Here is a 17,982-nt window from a genome sequence, read left to right as displayed (position 1 = left end):
GTGCCACGGCGGCCTTGGCGGTTCAGGGCGCGATCAGCGGACCAGCGACACCGATTCCGGCTTGGTCACCGCAATCTGCGCATCTGCGGCCACGTTGTTCTGCCCCGAGAGGTTCAGCACATCGTTGTAGCGGAGTACCAGATCATTGGACTTCTCCGCGATGTACGCGGCGTTCCCGTCAAAGCTCAGATCCACCGGGTTGCCCAGGCTGGTCTGGTCGCCACCGATTTGCGCACGCACGTTGACCATGCCATTGGCGCCGGAGGCATTGTCGATCACGAATAGCTGTCCGTCCGTGGCATCGGCAGCGTCGCCCACGTCGGTCACGATCAGCTGGTTACTGGCCGCGACGTGAACAATGCCGTGCAGGTTCATGGAGATCTGCGTGCCGCCCGATGCCGGCACAATCGTGCGCGACACGGTAGCGCCGGCCTCGGTTGCGGCGCGCGCCCCGAAGTTGTCATACACCAATACCGAGCCATCGGTGCCGGCGACGAACAGCCGGTCGGCGGCCAGGTCGTAGTCCAGATCCCAGATTGACGCGACGCCGACATCGGTCACGTTGATCACCGGAGTCGTGTTGCCATCGGCTTCCAGGCTGAAGCCCTTGATGCCGGGCTCGCCGTTGTCGGCGATCAGCACCAAACCTTGCGCCTGCACGATCTCCACGCCTTTGGGACTGTTCAGCGTCGAACCGGCGCCGGCGATCAGTCGGTCGGTGTTGGCGTCGTCAACCGCGGCATCACCGCGAGCACCGACCTTGTTGATGACCAGCATGCCGGCATTGGCGGCGCCAGCCGATCCGTTGTCATACGAGACATAGGCATGGCCGCGCGCATCGACCTGAATGCTCTCCAGCTGTCGCGCCGGGGTGCCGACCGTACCGCCGGCACTGGCGTCCACGCGGCCCATCTCGGCTGACAGATCCGTTTCGAGCAAAACGATCTGCCCGGTGTCGCCCACGCCGCCAAACAGCCCGCCTGGCGGCGCCGGGTTTGTTGACACGACCAAGGCCATCACGCTGTCAGGTGTCGTGATATCCGACGTATCCACCGGCAGGTTGGTGCTGCGGCGCAGTACCGCAACGGATTCCGGCGCGGCGGACGGACGGGCATAGTCGGGATCAATGTCGCCGGAGGCCGACGTGACGCCCCGGAAGCTCAGGACCAGTCCGTTGGCTTTTTCGGCAACAACGGCCGTGTCGCCGACCAGCACGACATCCACCGGATTGCCCAGGCGCGTGCGCGGCCCGCCGATACGCGCATCGGCGCTGATGCCGCCGGCCACCGTTCCGTCGTCGGTGAGCGTGAAGATCTGCCCGTCGTCGGCCACCGCGGCATCACCGACATCGGTGACGACCAGTTGATTGTCCAGGATTGCGATGCCGTGCAGGTTGACAGACAACTGCGCGCCATCCCCATCCGCGGGAAAGATGCTGCGATCCGCCACGGCATTCAGATCGGTGGAGAAATCATCGAAGATCTCGACCGTGCCGTTGGTCAGCGCGGCATAAAGCCGATCGCTGGATTCGTCGTAGGCGATATCCCAGGGCGCCGCCACGGTGGCGATGGTGTTCAGCGGCGCGGCGCCGTCGCCAGCGGTGCTGGAAAACACCTTGATGTCGGCGGCGGCATTGTCCGCCACCACCACGCGGCCGAGCGCGTCGATGACCACGATGCCCTTGCCGGCGAAGCCGCCGGCCAGCGCGGCAGAGCCGTCCAGCTGACGGTCGAATCCGGTCACGAACTCGCTGCCATCGGCCCGTGAAGCGAAGTTTGCGAACACGCGCAGCCCGGTGAAGTCGCCGCTGTCGCCAGCCTGATAAAGCGTGCCGGTTTCATCGAAGGAGATGCCTTCGTTGCTGCCGGAGTTGAACTGGCTGGCCAGGGTATCGAGATCCGGGGAGTAAACATCCAGTGAGGCGGAGGCATCCGCCGCGTTCGTCGCAACCACGATGGACGCATCCGGCGGTGAACTGCCGTTGCCGCCATCGCTGTCACCACAGGCGGCGAGCGACAGTGCAATCGCGCCTCCGAGCAAACAATTTGGGACAATGGTGGTCTTCATGACGTGCCTCCATGCAGGCGCATACGAGCGGGGTGTCAATCCCATGCAAACAGATACGAACGTGGTCCTCAAACACTGACCACCGCAGAGAAGGGGAGTTGCCGATGTTGATGACGTTCCGTCCGATGATGGCGGCGGGTGCGCTGATTGCGTTTGGCGCGTTGGGCTTTGCGCTGGTGCTGCAGTACGCCTTCGAAATGGAGCCATGCCCGATGTGCATCTTCCAGCGTGTGGCGATGGTCGGCGTCGGCGTGGTGATGCTGGTGGCGGCGCTGCACGGTCCGCGCGGGTTCGGACGCTGGGTTTATGCGGGGCTGTCGATCGTCGCCGCCGGGATGGGGATTGCCATCGCCGGGCGGCATGTCTGGCTGCAAAGCCTTCCGCCGGATCAGGTCCCGGCCTGCGGCCCGTCGCTGGACTACATGCTGGACATCATGCCGGCCTGGGATGTGATCCAAACGGTGCTGGCCGGCGACGGCAACTGCGCCATCATCGATGCCAGCTTTCTCGGTCTCTCGCTGCCGGGTTGGACGCTGGTGGGCTTCGTTGCGCTGGCGATCTGGGGCATCATCGCGGCTTCGCGTCCAACCAAACCAGCCGGAGTCATGGAATGAGCTACGCCGTCACCGATCTTTGCGATGCCCACAGCGACAAAATTCAGGTCGCCGAGCCGATGTTCGCCGATTTCGGCGGTGTGCTGGCGTTCTCCGGCCCGATTCGCACGCTCAAGTGTTTTGAGGACAACAGCTTCGTCCGTAGCGAGCTCGAAAAGCCGGGCGAGGGCCGCGTGCTGGTCGTCGACGGCGGTGGGTCGCTGCGTTGCGCACTGCTGGGCGGCAACCTGGCCGAGCTCGCCGAGGACAACAACTGGGCCGGCGTGGTGGTCAACGGTTGCGTGCGTGACTGCGAAGAAATCGAAGGCTGCTCGGTCGGCGTCAAGGCAGTGGCGGCCCACCCGCTCAAGAGTCGCAAGCAGAACATCGGCGAACTCGGCCTGCCGGTGAAGTTCGGTGGCGTGGAGTTCCGCGAAGGCGACTACCTCTACGCTGATGTCGACGGCCTCATCACGGCTGCTGAAGCGCTGGAACTGTAAACGCCTATAGCGGAAATGCTGGCGAATTCAGTGGCCTGCGGAAATAAGCTCACGCTACTGAGAATGTCGCCCGGCCTGTTTTCAGGCAGCCGCTTTGCGGCGTGAACAGACCCGCGATTCCCTAGGTGCCTGCCGTCGCTATAATGCGCGCCCTGTCGGGCTCCTGCGCAATTCCCCCGCCGGGCAGTACCGCTGTGCATTCAGGTCAACCACGACTTACATGACGGAAACGGTCACCACGGTAGGCAATGTCGACATCCTCGGCCCGTTCGAACCCGGTTTTGAACGGGTCCTGACGGAAGAGGCTGTTGCGTTCACCCGCCAGCTGGTCAGCCGGTTCAGGCCAACCGTGCGGGCCTGTCTGGCCACACGTTCGGCCAAGCAGGCGCTGTTCGACCGGGGCGTAACACCCGAATTTCTGCCAGACACCCAGCACATTCGCGAGGCGAGCTGGCGCGTCCGCGGCATTCCACGAGATTTGCGAGACCGCCGCGTGGAGATCACCGGCCCGGTTAATCGCAAGATGGTCATCAACGCCCTGAACGCGCCGGTGCAGTGTTACATGGCCGATTTCGAGGACAGCCAGGCGCCCACCTGGTCTGGCCTGATGCATGGTCAGCTCAACCTGATGGATGCCGTCGCCGGCACCATCGAATACACCGAACCAAGCAGCGACAAGGCGTACCGCCTGAACGAATCACGGGCCACGCTCCTCGTGCGGCCCCGTGGCTGGCACATGGTCGAACGCCACCTGCGCATCGACGGCGCCCCGGCCACGGCCGCCATTGTCGATTTCGCGCTGTTCTTCTTCCATAACGCCAAGGCGCTGCTCTCACAGGGCTCCGGGCCGTATTTCTATCTGCCCAAGATCGAATCCCACCTGGAAGCGCGGCTCTGGAACGACATTTTTAACGCGGCGCAGGACGAGCTTGGCATCAACCGCGGCACCATCAAGGCCACGGTACTCATCGAGACGCTGCCCGCAGCCTTCGAGATGGACGAGATCCTCTACGAACTGCGCGACCATGTGGTTGGCCTCAACTGCGGCCGCTGGGACTACATCTTCAGCATGATCAAGACGCTCAAGCTGCAGCCGGGCCGGGTGATGGCCGACCGCTTCGTGGTCGACATGGCGCAGCACTGCATGGACAGCTACTCCAAGCTGCTGTGCCAGACCTGCCACCAGCGCGGCGCGATGGCGATGGGTGGCATGTCCGCGTTCATCCCGGTCAAGAACGACGAGGCCGCGAACGAAAAGGTCTTTGCCAGGGTGCGTGCCGACAAGCAACGCGAAGTCGCCAACGGCCACGATGGCACCTGGGTGGCGCATCCGGGTCTGGCGCCGGTGGCGCGGGCGGTGTTCGACGAGCACATGCCCACCCCCAACCAGATCGACAAGCCGCTGGACTGGCGCATCTTCACCGACGACTTGTTGCGGCAACCCGAAGGTCCGATCACCGAGGTCGGCCTTCGCAACAACATCAGTGTGGCGGTGCAGTACATCGAAGCGTGGATTTCCGGCAACGGCTGCGTGCCGCTGTACAACCTGATGGACGATGCCGCCACCGCCGAGATCTCACGCACGCAGGTCTGGCAGTGGATTCATCATCCCGAGGGGCAGCTCGAGGACGGCCGCGAGGTCACCGTCGAGCTGTTTGAACAGCTTCTCTCGGAAGAGATGGAAAACATCAGAGCCGAAGTGGGGGAGGCGCGTTTCGAATCAGGACGCTTCACCGCCGCGCGAGACCTGATGCACCGGCTGTGCATTGCTGACGAATTGGCAGACTTTCTGACCTTGCCGGCCTACGAACTGCTGCCGTGAGTGGCCATCACGGCATGCGCGAGATCGCGTCATCGCCCGCCGGCTTGTTCCGCTAGTCCGCTAGTTCAGTTCGCTAGTCCAGTTCGCTGGCAACCCTGGCGATCAGCCCGCGCAGCCATTGGTGCGCCGGGTTGTGTTGCAACAACGAACTCCACGCCATCTTCAGCTCGGTTTCGGGTATCTCGAACGGCGGCGGCAGAATCACCACATCGGGATTGTCTTTCTGTAGCTTGGCCGACTTGCTGGGCAGGGTGATCACCAGGTCATCCAGTTCGGCCAGCTGCATGGCGGCCTGATAATGACGGGTGTACACGCGGATTTTGCGCCGCTTGCCCAGGCGGGCGAGGGCATCATCCACCCAACCCAGCTGCTGCATGGTGCCGGGTTCCACACCCACGCCGATGCCCATGCCGGTTTTGCTCACCCAAACATGGCTGGCGTCCAGATAACTGCTCAGATCGAAGTGGTCGCGAATCGGGTTGTGCCGGCTGACCATGCACGAAAAGCTGTCGCGCCAGATGGTCTGATGGTGAAACGACTGCGGCAGGTCATCAAAACGATTGATGACCAGGTCGACCTTGCCACCCTCTACGTCACTGTGGCTGACGTCGCTGGGCGTTAAGATATCGAGCGTGATGTTTGGCGCGATGTTGTGCATGGCGCGGAGCAAGGGCGGCAGCAAGGTGCATTCGCTGTAATCGCTCACCGACAACCTGAATACACGCTCGGCGTTTGCGGGCTCGAAGCCCTTGTCGGGTTCCACGGCCAGTTCGACATCGGCAACGATTTTCCGAACCAGTGGCTGCAAGGCCCTTGCGCGCTCGGTGGGTGCCATGCCGTCCTTGGTGCGAATCAGCAGCGGGTCGGAGAACAACTCGCGCAACCGCCGCAGGCCATTGCTCATGGCCGGCTGGCTGATGCCCATACTCTCGGCGGCCTGGGTGACGCTGCAGGTTTGCAGCAACACATCCAGATACACCAGTAGATTCAGGTCAATGTGCTTGAGGTTCATACCGGTTCATCATTGAGATAGCCTGCGCGACCGCATACGCAATTCGGTGCAACTCGCGAGGGCTTCATCTATTCATTGCATGAATAGTGAGAATAATAGCCATTTATTAGAATTATTATCCAAGGGTCGCTAGAATGCGGCCGCGTTTCAGGAGCCCCGGCGACCAACACCACGACTTGCGGCTCTTGTCTTTTGATCAATCAACAGGTTTTCAATATGACACAGTACAAGGACGACATCGCCTCACTGCAGCGCGTCAAAGCAGCTGCAGGCAGCTCTTGGGATGAGATCGATGCCGCATCTGCAGCCCGCATGCGCGCGCAGAACAAGTTCAAGACCGGCCTGGAGATCGCCCAGTACACGGCCGACATCATGCGTCGTGACATGGCCGAGTTCGACAAGGACAAGACCAAGTACACCCAGTCGCTGGGTTGCTGGCACGGTTTCGTGGGCCAGCAGAAGCTGATTTCCATCAAGAAGCACTTCGGCAGCACCGACAAGAAGTACCTGTATCTGTCGGGCTGGATGGTCGCTGCGCTGCGCTCTGAATTTGGCCCGCTGCCTGACCAGTCGATGCACGAAAAGACGACGGTCGCTTCGCTGGTCAAAGAGCTCTACACCTTCCTGCGCCAGGCTGATGCCCGCGAGCTGGGCATGCTGTTCCGCGAGCTGGATGCAGCGCGCGAAGCCGGCGATTCGGCCAAGGAAGCCGAAGTGCAGAACGCCATCGACAACCACGAAACCCACGTGGTGCCGATCATTGCCGACATCGATGCTGGCTTTGGTAACGCCGAAGCCACCTACCTGATGGCCAAGCAGATGATCGAAGCCGGCGCCTGTGCGCTGCAGATCGAAAACCAGGTTGCCGACGAGAAGCAGTGCGGTCATCAGGACGGCAAGGTCACCGTGCCGCACGCCGACTTCCACGCCAAGATTCGCGCGCTGCGTTACGCATTCCTGGAACTGGGCATCGACAACGGCATCATCGTTGCGCGCACCGACTCCGAGGGCGCTGGCCTGACCAAGGAAATTGCCGTGGTCAACGAGCCGGGCGACCAGGGCGACCGCTACAACTCCTACCTCGACGTTGAAGAAGTTGCACCGGAAGACACCGCCCCAGGCGATGTGCTGATCAGCCGCGATGGCAAGCTGGTGCGCCCCAAGCGTCTGCCGTCTGGCCTGTACCAGTTCCGTTCGGGCACCGGCCCAGAGCGTTGCGTGTTCGACTCGATTGAGGCCATCCGTGCCGGCGCCGATCTGATCTGGATCGAAACCGCCACCCCGAGCGTTGCCGACATCACCGCGATGATGAACGGCGTGCGCGAGGAAATCCCGGACGCCAAGCTGGTCTACAACAACAGCCCGTCGTTCAACTGGACGCTGAATTTCCGTCAGCAGGCTTACGACCGCTGGGTTGAAGCAGGCAAGGACGTGTCGGCATACGATCGCGCCGACCTGATGAACGCCAAGTACGACGACTCCGAACTGGCTGCCGATGCCGACGACAAGGTGCGTAGCTTCCAGGCCGATTGCTCACGTGACGCGAACATCTTCCATCACCTGATCACCCTGCCGACGTACCACACCACGGCATTGTCGGTGGACAACCTGGCCAAGGAATACTTTGGCGACCAGGGCATGCTGGGCTACGTGGCCGGCGTGCAGCGCAAGGAAATCCGCCAGGGCATCGCCTGTGTGAAGCACCAGAACATGTCGGGCTCCGACATCGGTGACGACCACAAGGAATACTTCGCAGGCGACCGTGCCCTCAAGGCCGGCGGCGCGAACAACACCTCGAACCAGTTCAGCTGATCCGAGAGCCTTGAAAGCCCCGGTGCCCGATGCGCCGGGGCCATCTTGAGCGAAAAGGCGGTTCCTGCTGGGGCCGCCTTTTTTTATGACCCGGAGTGCCATCCACCATGCCTGATTCGACACTGCCTCCCGACCACCTGAAAGACAGCCATGCACTGCTGAGCGAGCATGGTTATGCCACCAGCAACACCTGGTATCACGGCACATCATCCGCATTGGCCGAATCGATTGCCCGGCACGGCATCAAGCGCTCCGGCGACCGCGACATGCAAGCGGCTACCGAAAAGACCATGGCCACCATCGGCAACAGCTTTCAGGCCACAACCGAGCCGGTTTACCTCACCCCCAGCAAGGAACTCGCGTACTACTGGGCGCAGCAGATCGTGCAAAAACGCAGCAGCCGCTTTGGCGGCCACGAGCACCCCGTGGTGTTTGCCGCCACCTTGCCCGAGAGCCTCAACGCCCAGGTCAAACCGGATGTCGGCGCCGCCACCTTGCTGCTGCATGATGCAGGCGAGGCGTACATGGCCTACCTTGCCGGCATCTACCAGGCGAATAATCTGAACGTGCCCGATATCGACCTGATGAAGGCCGATCGCCTCGAGTACCTGCACACCCTGGGCATGGCCTATATCAACGCCGATATCGATGCGGCGCACGTGGCAGTGGTAACGGCGGCGGCTGAGTAACACCGCGTGTAAGCACCAACGGCAACATCAACAAACAACCCGCAGGTGGCGACGCCTGCGGTTTTTTTGTGCCCGGAATCAGCATTGTGCAAATCCGATGTCCGGAAAAGCAGGGCATTCTCGTTAATCACTGAGAGCCCCTTGCCGACACCGGCACCCAGCATCCATGCAAACGCGACTCACCCTGCGACCGGGCGACCCCGGCACCAAAAAACTGCTCGCCGAACACGGCGATCGGCTGCTGCGGGTGCGCTACGTCTACGATGCAGATGCCCGCAAGCGCTACAAGACGATCGAAATCATCATCGAAGAACGCTTCTGGATGCCGCCCGTACCAACATCCATACAGCACAATGCCTCACCCCATCCCCAGCAGGCCGGAACATGCGCCGTACAAATCGGCTATGACGAGAAAGACCTCCAACGAAAAGCTCGGGACGCAGGCGGGCGATGGAACCCGCAGCGGCGCTGGTGGGAGATCTCGAAATCAGACGTGCAGAGGCTTGGCTTGTCCGGCCGCGTGATTCAGGGCAATACTGAGCCTTGGCCTGGAGCAGGGGATATATAGATATGGATGGAACCGAGCGTGGATATCTAGATGTGGATAGTTCTATCTATATCTGGATGTTGGATAGGTCGCCTAATAGGCGTTATGCCTAGAACGGCCCCATGGAAGCCATTTACGAATTAATTCAAGCGAATCCTGGGTACTTTGCCTGGGCTCTGGGGCTTACAAATGTAGGCTGGGGAGCCTTCGTGTACTTCAACAGCCAATCACATCAGCGTGCATTGGCGGATAAGCAGCATGAGCTTGACCTCGACTTGGAGCGAAGAAAGCACATATTCGAGCTCAGATTAAGTCAGTACGAAAAACACCTATCGAAACTGGACAGCTTTGGAAAAAGCTACCAGTCAGAAATGTTGTCGAAAATGCAGCCATTCATGGCTGAGTATTTCCAAGAAATGCTGAGTGCTCAAGACGATGGGGAGAAGGACGCAGCCATCACGCGATTTAGCACAAACATTATGTCGCTTATGAATGATGCTTCAGCCGAGTACCACGTGCTAAAAAGTGAGTCTCAATCGCTGAAGCTGACCGCAAGCGACGCTCTCGTCGAGCTTATGGAAGAGTTGGAGAGCCTCATGAAAGAGTCGATGGATTCCGCCGGCGACTTCGTCAAGGCATTTCCGCAGTTAATTTTAGCTTGCGATCAATTGGGCATGAAGGAGAAGCAATCCGCGCTGGAAGCTCAGGGTCAGTTGATTCAGGCCAAGTCCGCAGAGATGCAGGCCAAAATGCGTAAGGAGTTGAATGAAATCTAGGCATAACAGGGCGTTCGAGTCCGACGCGTGCTGCGCACGCGTGGCTCAACTTCAGCGTTATGCGGCGCTATGCCTGCACAAGGTATTCTGAACAAACAACTTGGGGGAGAGCAGTATGACCGAAAAGAAGCGTGCATTCATCAGCTTCGACTACGACAATGACGCAGGTGCGAAGCTAATGTTGGCCGGTCAGGCAAAAAAGCCCGATAGCCCGTTCGACTTCAAGGACAATTCTGTAAAAGATCACCTTACTGGCGATTGGGAGGAAAAGGTTCGACGCAGGATGGATAACGTCGACGTCGTTATTGTTCTCTGCGGAACCAACACCCACACCGCAAAGGGGGTTGCCGCAGAGTTAAGAATCGCCAAGGACAAAAAAAAGAGCCATTTTCTTTTAGCCGCATACTCAGACAAACCTTGCACCAAACCAACGTCGGCGTCTTCGGCGGATAAGGTCTATAACTGGACCTGGCCCAACCTGAAGCGCCTAATTGCTGGAGCAAGGTGATGGTCGAGGTGCCGGATTCAAAGCTTTGGAACGAGTTGGAAGAAGGTGCCACTTACCCACCGAACGAAAAGTGGCACTCCCACCTACTTGAGCAGTACAAGCTGTACGTGGAGATGGCGGACCGGATCAGTCAGCGTCGCACATCCGCAAACACGTACTTCTTAAGCGTCAACTCAGCGATTCTGGCTTTCGTGGGTTACCTCACCATCGGTTCAGAGCCAAAGTACATGTGGCTACTCGCCCTTGCGGGCTGTTTAATGACTTTGTTCTGGTACAACATCGTTATCGCGTACCGCAATCTGAATTCCGCGAAATGGCAGGTCGTTCAAGACATCGAAAAGCGATTGCCTATCAGCCCCTACGATGCAGAATGGGACGCTGTGCAGCGGGGAAACAACCCCAAGCTTTATCGGCCTATCAGCCACATAGAAAGTTGGGTGCCATGGGTGTTTCTGTTTCTACACTTTGTGGTTCTAATCCGTACATTTCCTTGGGCGGGGTTCGTCAGTTGGATTCGGTGTGGCGTCGCATAACAAGTCCTTGGAGTCCGACGCGCACTGCGTGCGCGCGGCTCAAGTCCAGCGTTAGCTTTCATTGGCAGAGTTCATATGACAACTAAAAATCTCATATTCAAGGTCGCCCGCTTTAACAACGAAGCCAATGGGAGCGATCTGCAAAGTCTGCTGACAAGCGCGTTGAAGTCGAAGTCTGCGGCGTTGTCACGAAGACAGAGTACAGATCACGAAGGACGGTTTCGCCTTATCAACTACAACGGCCCGTTCAAGGGCCTGCGTGTGGGCGAGATGTTTGATTACACGAGAGGGCACCAGCAGCCAACTGCAGAATTCGATGACGATGCGGAGCAATTAGAGCTATCTAGCATTGCCCCACCTGGCGATAAAACAGAGTTCCTGCACTCAATTTTGTACTTCGGTATCCAAGGCAATGCGGTAATTCTCGCGCAATCTACATCGCTAAAATCGCTTCAGTTTGAAGAGTATGTGAATTGGCTTCTCAGAGAAGAAGGGGTGCTTTCGGATGAAGATTTTGTCGCTTTGTGTGACCAGCCGCCGATTGAGAAAGAAAAAGAGCTTGGGAACACGAAGGGCATTGAAGTCAAAGCCCCTGTGGACTTGTCGCCGTCGAAAACGCCAGCCCCGCGAGTAAGTGGTGAAATTTCTGATACTAAGTCTATTTCACTAAAGCCTAGCGGTTCCGCTTGGGAGGCTTTGCGTACTTTGTTGCCAGCAGAGATCAACCTCCCATCCAAGCTCTCCGCTAGTGACATCATGCGAGAGCGTTCTCTTGAAGTTCGTCTATTTCTAACGTGGTCAAACAACCAAAAAGATGATTCGACTGAGTTGATGGATGATATCTCCAATCAATTACGGCATGTGGATTCCGAGCTTGATTACACCATCCATACTCGCTCTGGAAAAATAACTCGAGATGAAATAAAGCTCAAGAAGCCGGTGTCAGTTCCCACGAACAGCAAGGGATTGATCAGGCGTGATGAAATGTGGGAGCGAATTAAGAACTGGCTAAATGAACTGGTATCAGATGACAAGATAGTCATCGACGCCTAGTCATCATGTTGAACTCAAAGAGATTATTGTTCTACGGCGCTCTAGCCTTGATTAGCTACCTTGTAGCAGACAATTTGCTTCCCCAAATTGAAGCAAAAGCTGCTGCCCGCGCATTGGCAGCTTTCGCCGTTGTAACTGGAATAGTTCAAAGCGTTACACTCGCGGTTGTTTCAAAGCTAGTCAACATATCGAAGTTGGAGGGGCTAGCCTACTGGTCGAAAAAGCGCCTTATCGAAAATGTGCAACACAGAATTCATCAGCTAAAAGCTCGGTTGCTCCTCGGTGTTATTTCAGCAGTTGCAATAGGCTTGCTGGCTGGAGCAGCATTCGCTATCGGCACCAGCAACACGCCAATTTGGCTTAGCTGGCTGGCTATATTTTTTGCATCAACTGCATTGTTGTTTGCCATCTCGGCAATACTTGAGTTTATCCACATTAATAATCTAGAGATTGAATTGAGTGATAAGGCATCACGAGCGGAAAAGAAGCGGGAATATTTCAAACCTGATGAAGATGAAAGCTAACAATTGCATGGAGTGGGGCGCATTTTCCGCTACGCCCTGCGGGCTACGCTCCAAACGCGCCCCTTATGCAAGGCGTTATGTGCCAGTCGTAGTGATTTTGTCTCTTTTTTCTTGGGCCTCTATGGCACAGGAAGATCAGGTAACAAAACTTCTCAACACTCTTAGAGACGACGCTGTGACGGGGTGTTATCGAAAGGTCAATGAGCTCAATCTTTGGTCGGAAGCGATAAGAAGCGTGGAAGACCCGGGCGAAATCGTACAGGCTAGATTTGCTGGAGCGCTTTCAAGAGCAATCGGATGTGCCGCAGAATTGTCCCAGTCCTCTAATGGCGTGACCTACCATGTCACTAAAGACCTGTTTGGTTCAGGTTATTCCCTATCGAAGGATGGCACGTAACATGAAGCTGAAGCGTGCAAAAGAACAATACGGGACAGCTTGGATTCAAGAATCAAGTGCAACATGATTGAGGTAATCCGCCGCTGCTTGGTCGAAAAGCTCCTGCGGGGTCTGAAAGTCAAAACGTTTTCTTGGCCGGGTATTCAGCAGCCACGCAACGTCGTTCAATCGGACCTGGCTCACGCCTGATGGAGACAATAGGGGAGACAATAGGGGACAGGACAATAGGGGACAGACCACGTTTTATGGTTACTCGCGAGGGAAGTGGGGCGAATCAGGGAAGGGGGTAAGCGATAAATAGAGTGTGTTGCTCAAAACTGTGGTCTGTCCCTATTTTCACTCTATTTTCACTCAGAAACACCAGCTTGGCACACAGATGCCGGTAAAACGGCGGGAGGAGTCCATTCCATCACTGCAGCGGACGTTTGACCCGCCACCCGCTTTGCTGCTGCAAAGCAGGCGTCGCCTCAAACGCCGCTGAGCTCAGGCGTACGGCAACAGCCGACCGGCGTTGCACGGATGTCGTGCATCCGTTAATGTTGGGGCATGATTCAGTCATTCGGAGATAGAGCAACCGAAGATCTGTTCCATGGCAAGAACAGCGCCAGGGCACGACGGATTCCGGCCAACATCGTTGAGTCAGCCCTGCTCAAGCTTGATCTGCTGAATGCTGCGGCATCACTGAATGATTTGCGCTCGCCGCCGGGAAATCGGCTTGAAGCGCTTCGTGGCGATCTCGCAGGATTTCACAGCATTCGTATCAATGCTCAATGGCGCATCGTGTTTCGGTGGCTCGGATCAAATTGTAGCGATGTCCGTATCGCTGACTACCATTGATGCAGAGAGGTAAATCATGATTCCATCAAATCGCCAAGCGTCCCATCCTGGGATGGTTTTGCTCAAGGAATTCCTGGAGCCCATGGGTCAGACGCAGCGCGCCCTTGCAGATCACCTCGGCATTCCCATTCAGCGGGTCAATCAAATTGTCCGTGGAAAGCGCGGGGTCACTCCTGAAACGGCGTGGCTGCTGTCGGAGGCGCTGAACACATCGCCAGAGTTCTGGCTGAACCTTCAGGCCAACCATGATCTGTCGTCCACTAGGCCGTCTCAACACATCCAGCCTCTTGAGAAAGTTGCCGTATAACAACTCAATCAACTACGTGCTTTCGGCGCCGGACGCAGCGTGAACAATAGGGGACAGACCACGTTTTATGGTTACTCGCGAGGGAAGTGGGGCGAATCAGGGAAGGGGGTAAGCGATAAATAGGGTGTGTTGCTCAAAACTGTGGTCTGTCCCTATTTTCACTCAGATGCCGGTAAAACGGCGGAAGGAGTCCATTCCATCATTGCGGCGGACGTTTGACCCTCCACCCATTTTTTGCTGCCGCAAAAACAGGCATCGCCACAAATTCCGCTGAACTTAGGCGTTAGGCCACAAAGACAAATAATTGCATGCGTTTACAAGGAAGAATTACGCGCTGGGATGATGAGCGGGGTTTCGGCTTCGTCTCTTGGCATGGTGACGGCAGCTCGGTTTTTGTGCACATCAAAGCCTTCCCGAATGGTGCTAGGCGACCTTCTGTTGGCGACATAATCACTTATGTCGTGGCAGAGGGAAAGAACGGTAAATCAAGGGCAGAGAACGTGCGCTTCTCGGACCAGAAACATGTGAACAAGCCGAAGCCTCATAGGCTTGGTAGCAGCCGTGTTCCAATTTCGTTCACTTTGTTTTTCTGTTTATTGGTGATCGCATCGGCATATCTTGGTCGATTGCCGTGGTTTGTTCTATTCGTCTACGCCGTGCTAAGCGTGATGACGTTTCTTGCATACGGGTGGGATAAGGCATCAGCCCAGTCTGGAAGATGGCGTACCGCGGAATCCTCGTTGCATCTCATGGGCTTGCTTGGTGGCTGGCCTGGCGGAGTGGTGGCACAGCGTTATTTCCGTCACAAAACTAGCAAGCGTGAATTCTTGTCGGTGTTTTGGATGACAGCGGGTCTGAACGTGTTGGCATTTGCATACTTGGTCGCGGGCGGGGATGTTGACTCAATTAAGCAGATAATACGATAGCTCTGGAGCAACGCTGCCTAATTATCGACGCTGAGAAAGTTCTGGGAAAGCTCGCCGACCTATGCGGACTCCATCGAGCCGGGAATGGCCTGGTATCGAGAGGCCCTGAGGGCTGCGTAGGCTCGGCCTAGTCTCACTCCACGCCACACACCTCGGCGGCCATTTCGTACGAACGCAGCCGCGCGTCGTGGTCGTAGATGTGCGCCGCCAGCATGAGTTCGTCTGCCTCTGTGCGCTCGATGAAGGCGTGCATGGCTGAGCGCATGGTGTCCTTCGAGCCGATGGCTGAGCAGGCGCGGGTTGCATCCAGCATGGCGCGTTCGGCGGGTTGTAGGCTGGCTTCGAAGTGGTCGACCGGTGGCGGCAGTTTGGTGGGGCGACCCAGGCGCAGGTTGCGCAGCATTTGCGCGCCGGAACTGGCGAGGTAGCGCGCAGCCTCATCGGTATCTGATCCGCAAATGTTGTATCCCAGCATCACGTAGGGCTTGTCGAGCTGTGCGGAGGGCTGGAACTGGCTGCGGTAGACCGCGATGGCCTGATCCAGCATCTGCGGCGCAAAGTGCGAGGCGAAGGCGTAGGGCAGTCCGAGCCGCGCGGCCAGCTGGGCGCCGTAGAGGCTGGAGCCGAGAATCCAGAGCGGCACTTGGCTACCGGCGCCCGGTGTCGCAAAAATATCGTTACCACGCGGCAAGGCGTTGGCATCGCCGCCGAGATAGCGCTGAAGTTCGAGCACGTCGTCCGGAAAGCGATCGACCTGCTGATCGAAGGAGCGGCGCAGCGCGCGCATGGTGTTCTGATCGGTACCCGGGGCTCGGCCGAGCCCGAGATCGATCCGGCCGGGGAACAGCGCATCCAGCGTGCCGAATTGTTCGGCGATGACCAGCGGTGCGTGGTTGGGCAGCATGACGCCGCCCGCACCAACGCGGATGCGCGAGGTCGCCGCCGCCACATGGCCGATCACCACGGCGGTTGCCGCGGAGCCGATACCGGGCATGTTGTGGTGTTCGGCCAGCCAGAATCGCTCGTAGCCCCATTGCTCGGCGTGCAGGGCGAGGTCGGCCGAGTTTGCGAGCGCGTCACTCGCGGTACTGCCTTCGTTGATCGGGCAAAGATCGAGAACGGATAGCTTGGTCATTGGGCTCCCGCGTGTGGTGGACACCGCATGGCGTGACATGAATGAGCAGTGAATGGGGACGGCCCGGTGCGAATGCCAGCACCCGATCGGAGTTTCCCCTAGAATGAGCGCGCGGCTGCGCCACCCTCACTCGAGCGTCGGGGTTGATTAGACGGTTCGCACCGGACTTGGGGAAGGGGTGGTCTGTGCCAGCTGTCGCTGCGCTCAAACAAGAAAAGCAAGCCATGGTTGCGCGCTACGCGCGCTCCTGCAATTGGGCCGGGCTTGGCCAATGCATGACCACGCTAATCCCGCTGGCGGGACTGTGGGTGGCTGCCGCAATGGTCGTGCCTACCATGCCGCTGATGAGCGTGCCGATTCTCGGCCTGATGACGCTTTTTCTGGTTCGATCCTTCGTGCTGATGCACGAATGCGGGCACGGCAGCCTGTTCCACACCCCAGCACTGAATCAGGGTTTCGGCTTTTTGTTTGGCGTGCTTTCGGGCATGCCTCAATACGTGTGGTCGCGCCACCACAATGTGCACCACGCGACCAACGGCAACTGGGAGCGCTACCGAGGCCCGCTGGCGATTCTGTCGGTCGCCGAGTTCGATGCCCTCAGTCCGTCTCAGCAACGGGATTACGTGCGGGCTCGCTCGATTTTTCTCGCGCCGGTGGCGGGCTTGGTCTACGTGCTGATCAACCCTCGGTTGACCTGGATCAAGGGAACGCTGCAGTGGCTGACGCATTGGGCGCGCTATACACGGCGGGGCGGACGCACGCTGCGAACCCACGCCGCCGCGTTTAATTCCAGTTACTGGGATACGCCTGCCGAAGGCAGGCACATGCTGCTGAACAATCTGGTGTTGTTGGGCGCTTGGGTCGCGATGGCCTGGTGGTTGGGGCCGGTACTGTTCGGTGTGCTGTATGTGCTGAGCGTTTCGCTGGCCGGTGCGGTCGGGATTGTGCTGTTCACCGTGCAGCACAATTTTGAACACGCCTATGCGACGGGCGACGAAGGTTGGTGCTACAACCGCGCCGCCATACACGGCACGAGTTTTCTGGTGCTGCCCCGCGTGCTGCGATGGTTTACGGCCAACATCGGCTATCACCACGTGCACCACCTGTCGGCTCGTATTCCGAACTACCAGATTGCTGACTGTCACCGCAGCTATTCACGCCTGTTCAAGGACGTGCGCCGCATTGGTCTGGCGGATGTTCGGGCGTCGCTGCGTTACGTGCTGTGGGATACCGAGCGCGAACGCCTGGTCTCTGTCGCCGAGGCACGCGCCACACGAGCGTAGTGATGTGGTCCCTGGCCGTCCCCGACGACGCACAGGCGGCCGAGAGCGCGGGGCGGTATCAGACGCGCGGCGCGGATTCGAAGAACATCAGATAGACCAGCCGCCCGTTTTCCATCGTTGTCCCGAAGTTCTCGCCCGCGGTGTGCCAAAGCCAGGGCCGCAGCAGGACCAGCCGGTTGAATCGCATGGGAATCGTCATCGTGTGTTCCCATTTCGAATCGTCCAGCGTCTGTTCGCCGGCCTCGGTCACCATCGCTTTTGCCGACGCGTAACCCCATTGCTGGGCCTCGCGGTCGTCGTAGGGCGCGCGGTCCGAGTTGGACGGCCGGTGGCGGAAGAACTCCGTGCCGCCGCGGCAGTCTTCAGGACGACTGAGGTACAGGATGCCTGACCAGTGGGCGCGGTCGATGTGCACTTTGGCGGTGCCGACGTCCTTCGCCAGCGTGATCCTGCACTTGGCGTGAGCCTCTCGCGGCAACGCCGGCTTCAGCGGCTCGCCAACCAACTGCGAAATGCCCTCGGTGAGTCCTTGCAGGTCGATGCGCTGGACGGAATTCCGGCCCGGATAGTAGGTGCTCTGCTCCGGGTAGCTGAGCTGCAGCGCGGCGTTTCGCAGGTCGTTGGCGTTATCTAGAAAATCGTCTACAACGAGAAAGGAGGT

20 protein-coding genes are annotated in these 17,982 nt (G+C 58.5%); 16 read left to right on the top strand and 4 right to left on the bottom strand.

Annotation, left to right across the window (positions count from 1 at the left end; all coding sequences use genetic code 11):
• Positions 1 to 33: 33 nt before the first annotated feature.
• Entirely contained in the window at positions 34 to 2,067 is a 2,034-nt protein-coding gene (locus ACE1EY_RS11645; protein ID WP_370300228.1) for a hypothetical protein, read from the bottom strand.
• A 104-nt stretch (positions 2,068 to 2,171) separates the two neighbouring features.
• Between ACE1EY_RS11645 and ACE1EY_RS11640 the strand changes: the two genes are divergently transcribed.
• From ACE1EY_RS11640 to aceB, 3 genes are all read left to right on the top strand, one after another.
• On the top strand, positions 2,172 to 2,681 hold the full coding sequence (locus tag ACE1EY_RS11640; protein ID WP_291514776.1) for a disulfide bond formation protein B: 510 nt from the start codon (positions 2,172 to 2,174) through the stop codon (positions 2,679 to 2,681).
• A complete protein-coding gene (rraA, locus tag ACE1EY_RS11635) occupies positions 2,678 to 3,160 on the top strand; it encodes a ribonuclease E activity regulator RraA (protein ID WP_291514777.1) in 483 nt (160 codons plus the stop codon). Before ACE1EY_RS11640 ends, rraA begins: the two co-directional genes overlap by 4 nt.
• 220 nt (positions 3,161 to 3,380) lie before the next feature.
• Positions 3,381 to 4,982, top strand: coding sequence for a malate synthase A (aceB, locus tag ACE1EY_RS11630; RefSeq protein WP_370300227.1), 1,602 nt, complete (start codon positions 3,381 to 3,383; stop codon positions 4,980 to 4,982).
• 73 nt (positions 4,983 to 5,055) lie between these two features.
• Here aceB and ACE1EY_RS11625 read toward each other — a convergent pair whose 3' ends face one another.
• Positions 5,056 to 5,994, bottom strand: a complete 939-nt coding sequence (locus tag ACE1EY_RS11625) for a LysR family transcriptional regulator (RefSeq protein WP_291514784.1) — start codon at positions 5,992 to 5,994, stop codon at positions 5,056 to 5,058.
• Positions 5,995 to 6,210: 216 nt separating this feature from the next.
• Here ACE1EY_RS11625 and ACE1EY_RS11620 point away from each other — a divergent pair, with 216 nt between their 5' ends.
• The 12 genes from ACE1EY_RS11620 (at position 6,211) to ACE1EY_RS11565 (ending at position 14,903) form a co-directional block, all read left to right on the top strand.
• A complete protein-coding gene (locus ACE1EY_RS11620) occupies positions 6,211 to 7,806 on the top strand; it encodes an isocitrate lyase (protein WP_370300226.1) in 1,596 nt (531 codons plus the stop codon).
• Positions 7,807 to 7,913: 107 nt separating this feature from the next.
• Entirely contained in the window at positions 7,914 to 8,495 is a 582-nt protein-coding gene (locus ACE1EY_RS11615) for a hypothetical protein (protein WP_370300225.1), read from the top strand.
• A gap of 166 nt (positions 8,496 to 8,661) precedes the next feature.
• A complete protein-coding gene (locus ACE1EY_RS11610) occupies positions 8,662 to 9,063 on the top strand; it encodes a hypothetical protein (protein WP_370300224.1) in 402 nt (133 codons plus the stop codon).
• Positions 9,064 to 9,164: 101 nt separating this feature from the next.
• The gene (locus tag ACE1EY_RS11605; protein WP_370300223.1) at positions 9,165 to 9,818 is read left to right on the top strand and encodes a hypothetical protein; all 654 of its coding nucleotides are present in this window, start codon (positions 9,165 to 9,167) and stop codon (positions 9,816 to 9,818) included.
• Between the two features lie 115 nt (positions 9,819 to 9,933).
• On the top strand, positions 9,934 to 10,326 hold the full coding sequence (locus tag ACE1EY_RS11600) for a TIR domain-containing protein (protein ID WP_370300222.1): 393 nt from the start codon (positions 9,934 to 9,936) through the stop codon (positions 10,324 to 10,326).
• Positions 10,326 to 10,859, top strand: a complete 534-nt coding sequence (locus ACE1EY_RS11595; protein ID WP_370300221.1) for a hypothetical protein — start codon at positions 10,326 to 10,328, stop codon at positions 10,857 to 10,859. The genes ACE1EY_RS11600 and ACE1EY_RS11595 overlap by 1 nt, the downstream gene beginning before the upstream one ends.
• Positions 10,860 to 10,934: 75 nt before the next feature.
• A complete protein-coding gene (locus ACE1EY_RS11590) occupies positions 10,935 to 11,912 on the top strand; it encodes a hypothetical protein (RefSeq protein ID WP_370300220.1) in 978 nt (325 codons plus the stop codon).
• 5 nt (positions 11,913 to 11,917) lie between these two features.
• Positions 11,918 to 12,436 carry a hypothetical protein gene (locus tag ACE1EY_RS11585; RefSeq protein ID WP_370300219.1) on the top strand — a complete coding sequence of 173 codons (519 nt, stop codon included), beginning with the start codon at positions 11,918 to 11,920 and terminating at the stop codon, positions 12,434 to 12,436.
• A complete protein-coding gene (locus ACE1EY_RS11580; protein WP_373928082.1) occupies positions 12,420 to 12,833 on the top strand; it encodes a hypothetical protein in 414 nt (137 codons plus the stop codon). Before ACE1EY_RS11585 ends, ACE1EY_RS11580 begins: the two co-directional genes overlap by 17 nt.
• A gap of 546 nt (positions 12,834 to 13,379) precedes the next feature.
• Positions 13,380 to 13,670: a type II toxin-antitoxin system RelE/ParE family toxin gene (locus ACE1EY_RS11575; protein WP_291512637.1), complete on the top strand. Its 291-nt coding sequence runs from the start codon at positions 13,380 to 13,382 to the stop codon at positions 13,668 to 13,670.
• A gap of 16 nt (positions 13,671 to 13,686) precedes the next feature.
• Positions 13,687 to 13,977 carry a HigA family addiction module antitoxin gene (locus ACE1EY_RS11570; protein ID WP_291512638.1) on the top strand — a complete coding sequence of 97 codons (291 nt, stop codon included), beginning with the start codon at positions 13,687 to 13,689 and terminating at the stop codon, positions 13,975 to 13,977.
• A 308-nt stretch (positions 13,978 to 14,285) separates the two neighbouring features.
• Complete coding sequence (locus ACE1EY_RS11565) at positions 14,286 to 14,903, top strand: DUF1294 domain-containing protein (RefSeq protein WP_370300218.1); 618 nt, start codon at positions 14,286 to 14,288, stop codon at positions 14,901 to 14,903.
• Between the two features lie 133 nt (positions 14,904 to 15,036).
• Here the strand turns inward: ACE1EY_RS11565 and ACE1EY_RS11560 are convergent, their stop codons facing one another.
• On the bottom strand, positions 15,037 to 16,038 hold the full coding sequence (locus ACE1EY_RS11560) for an LLM class flavin-dependent oxidoreductase (RefSeq protein WP_370300217.1): 1,002 nt from the start codon (positions 16,036 to 16,038) through the stop codon (positions 15,037 to 15,039).
• A 275-nt stretch (positions 16,039 to 16,313) separates the two neighbouring features.
• Here ACE1EY_RS11560 and ACE1EY_RS11555 point away from each other — a divergent pair, with 275 nt between their 5' ends.
• The gene (locus tag ACE1EY_RS11555) at positions 16,314 to 17,321 is read left to right on the top strand and encodes a fatty acid desaturase (protein WP_373928081.1); all 1,008 of its coding nucleotides are present in this window, start codon (positions 16,314 to 16,316) and stop codon (positions 17,319 to 17,321) included.
• A 58-nt stretch (positions 17,322 to 17,379) separates the two neighbouring features.
• Here the strand turns inward: ACE1EY_RS11555 and ACE1EY_RS11550 are convergent.
• The coding region (locus tag ACE1EY_RS11550) for a DUF6445 family protein (protein WP_370300215.1) at positions 17,380 to 17,982 on the bottom strand (603 nt) is incomplete at its 5' end.

Source organism: Abyssibacter sp., from assembly GCF_964229365.1.
GTDB lineage: Bacteria > Pseudomonadota > Gammaproteobacteria > Nevskiales > OUC007 > Abyssibacter.
This window is presented reverse-complemented; position numbering and strand designations above follow the sequence as displayed.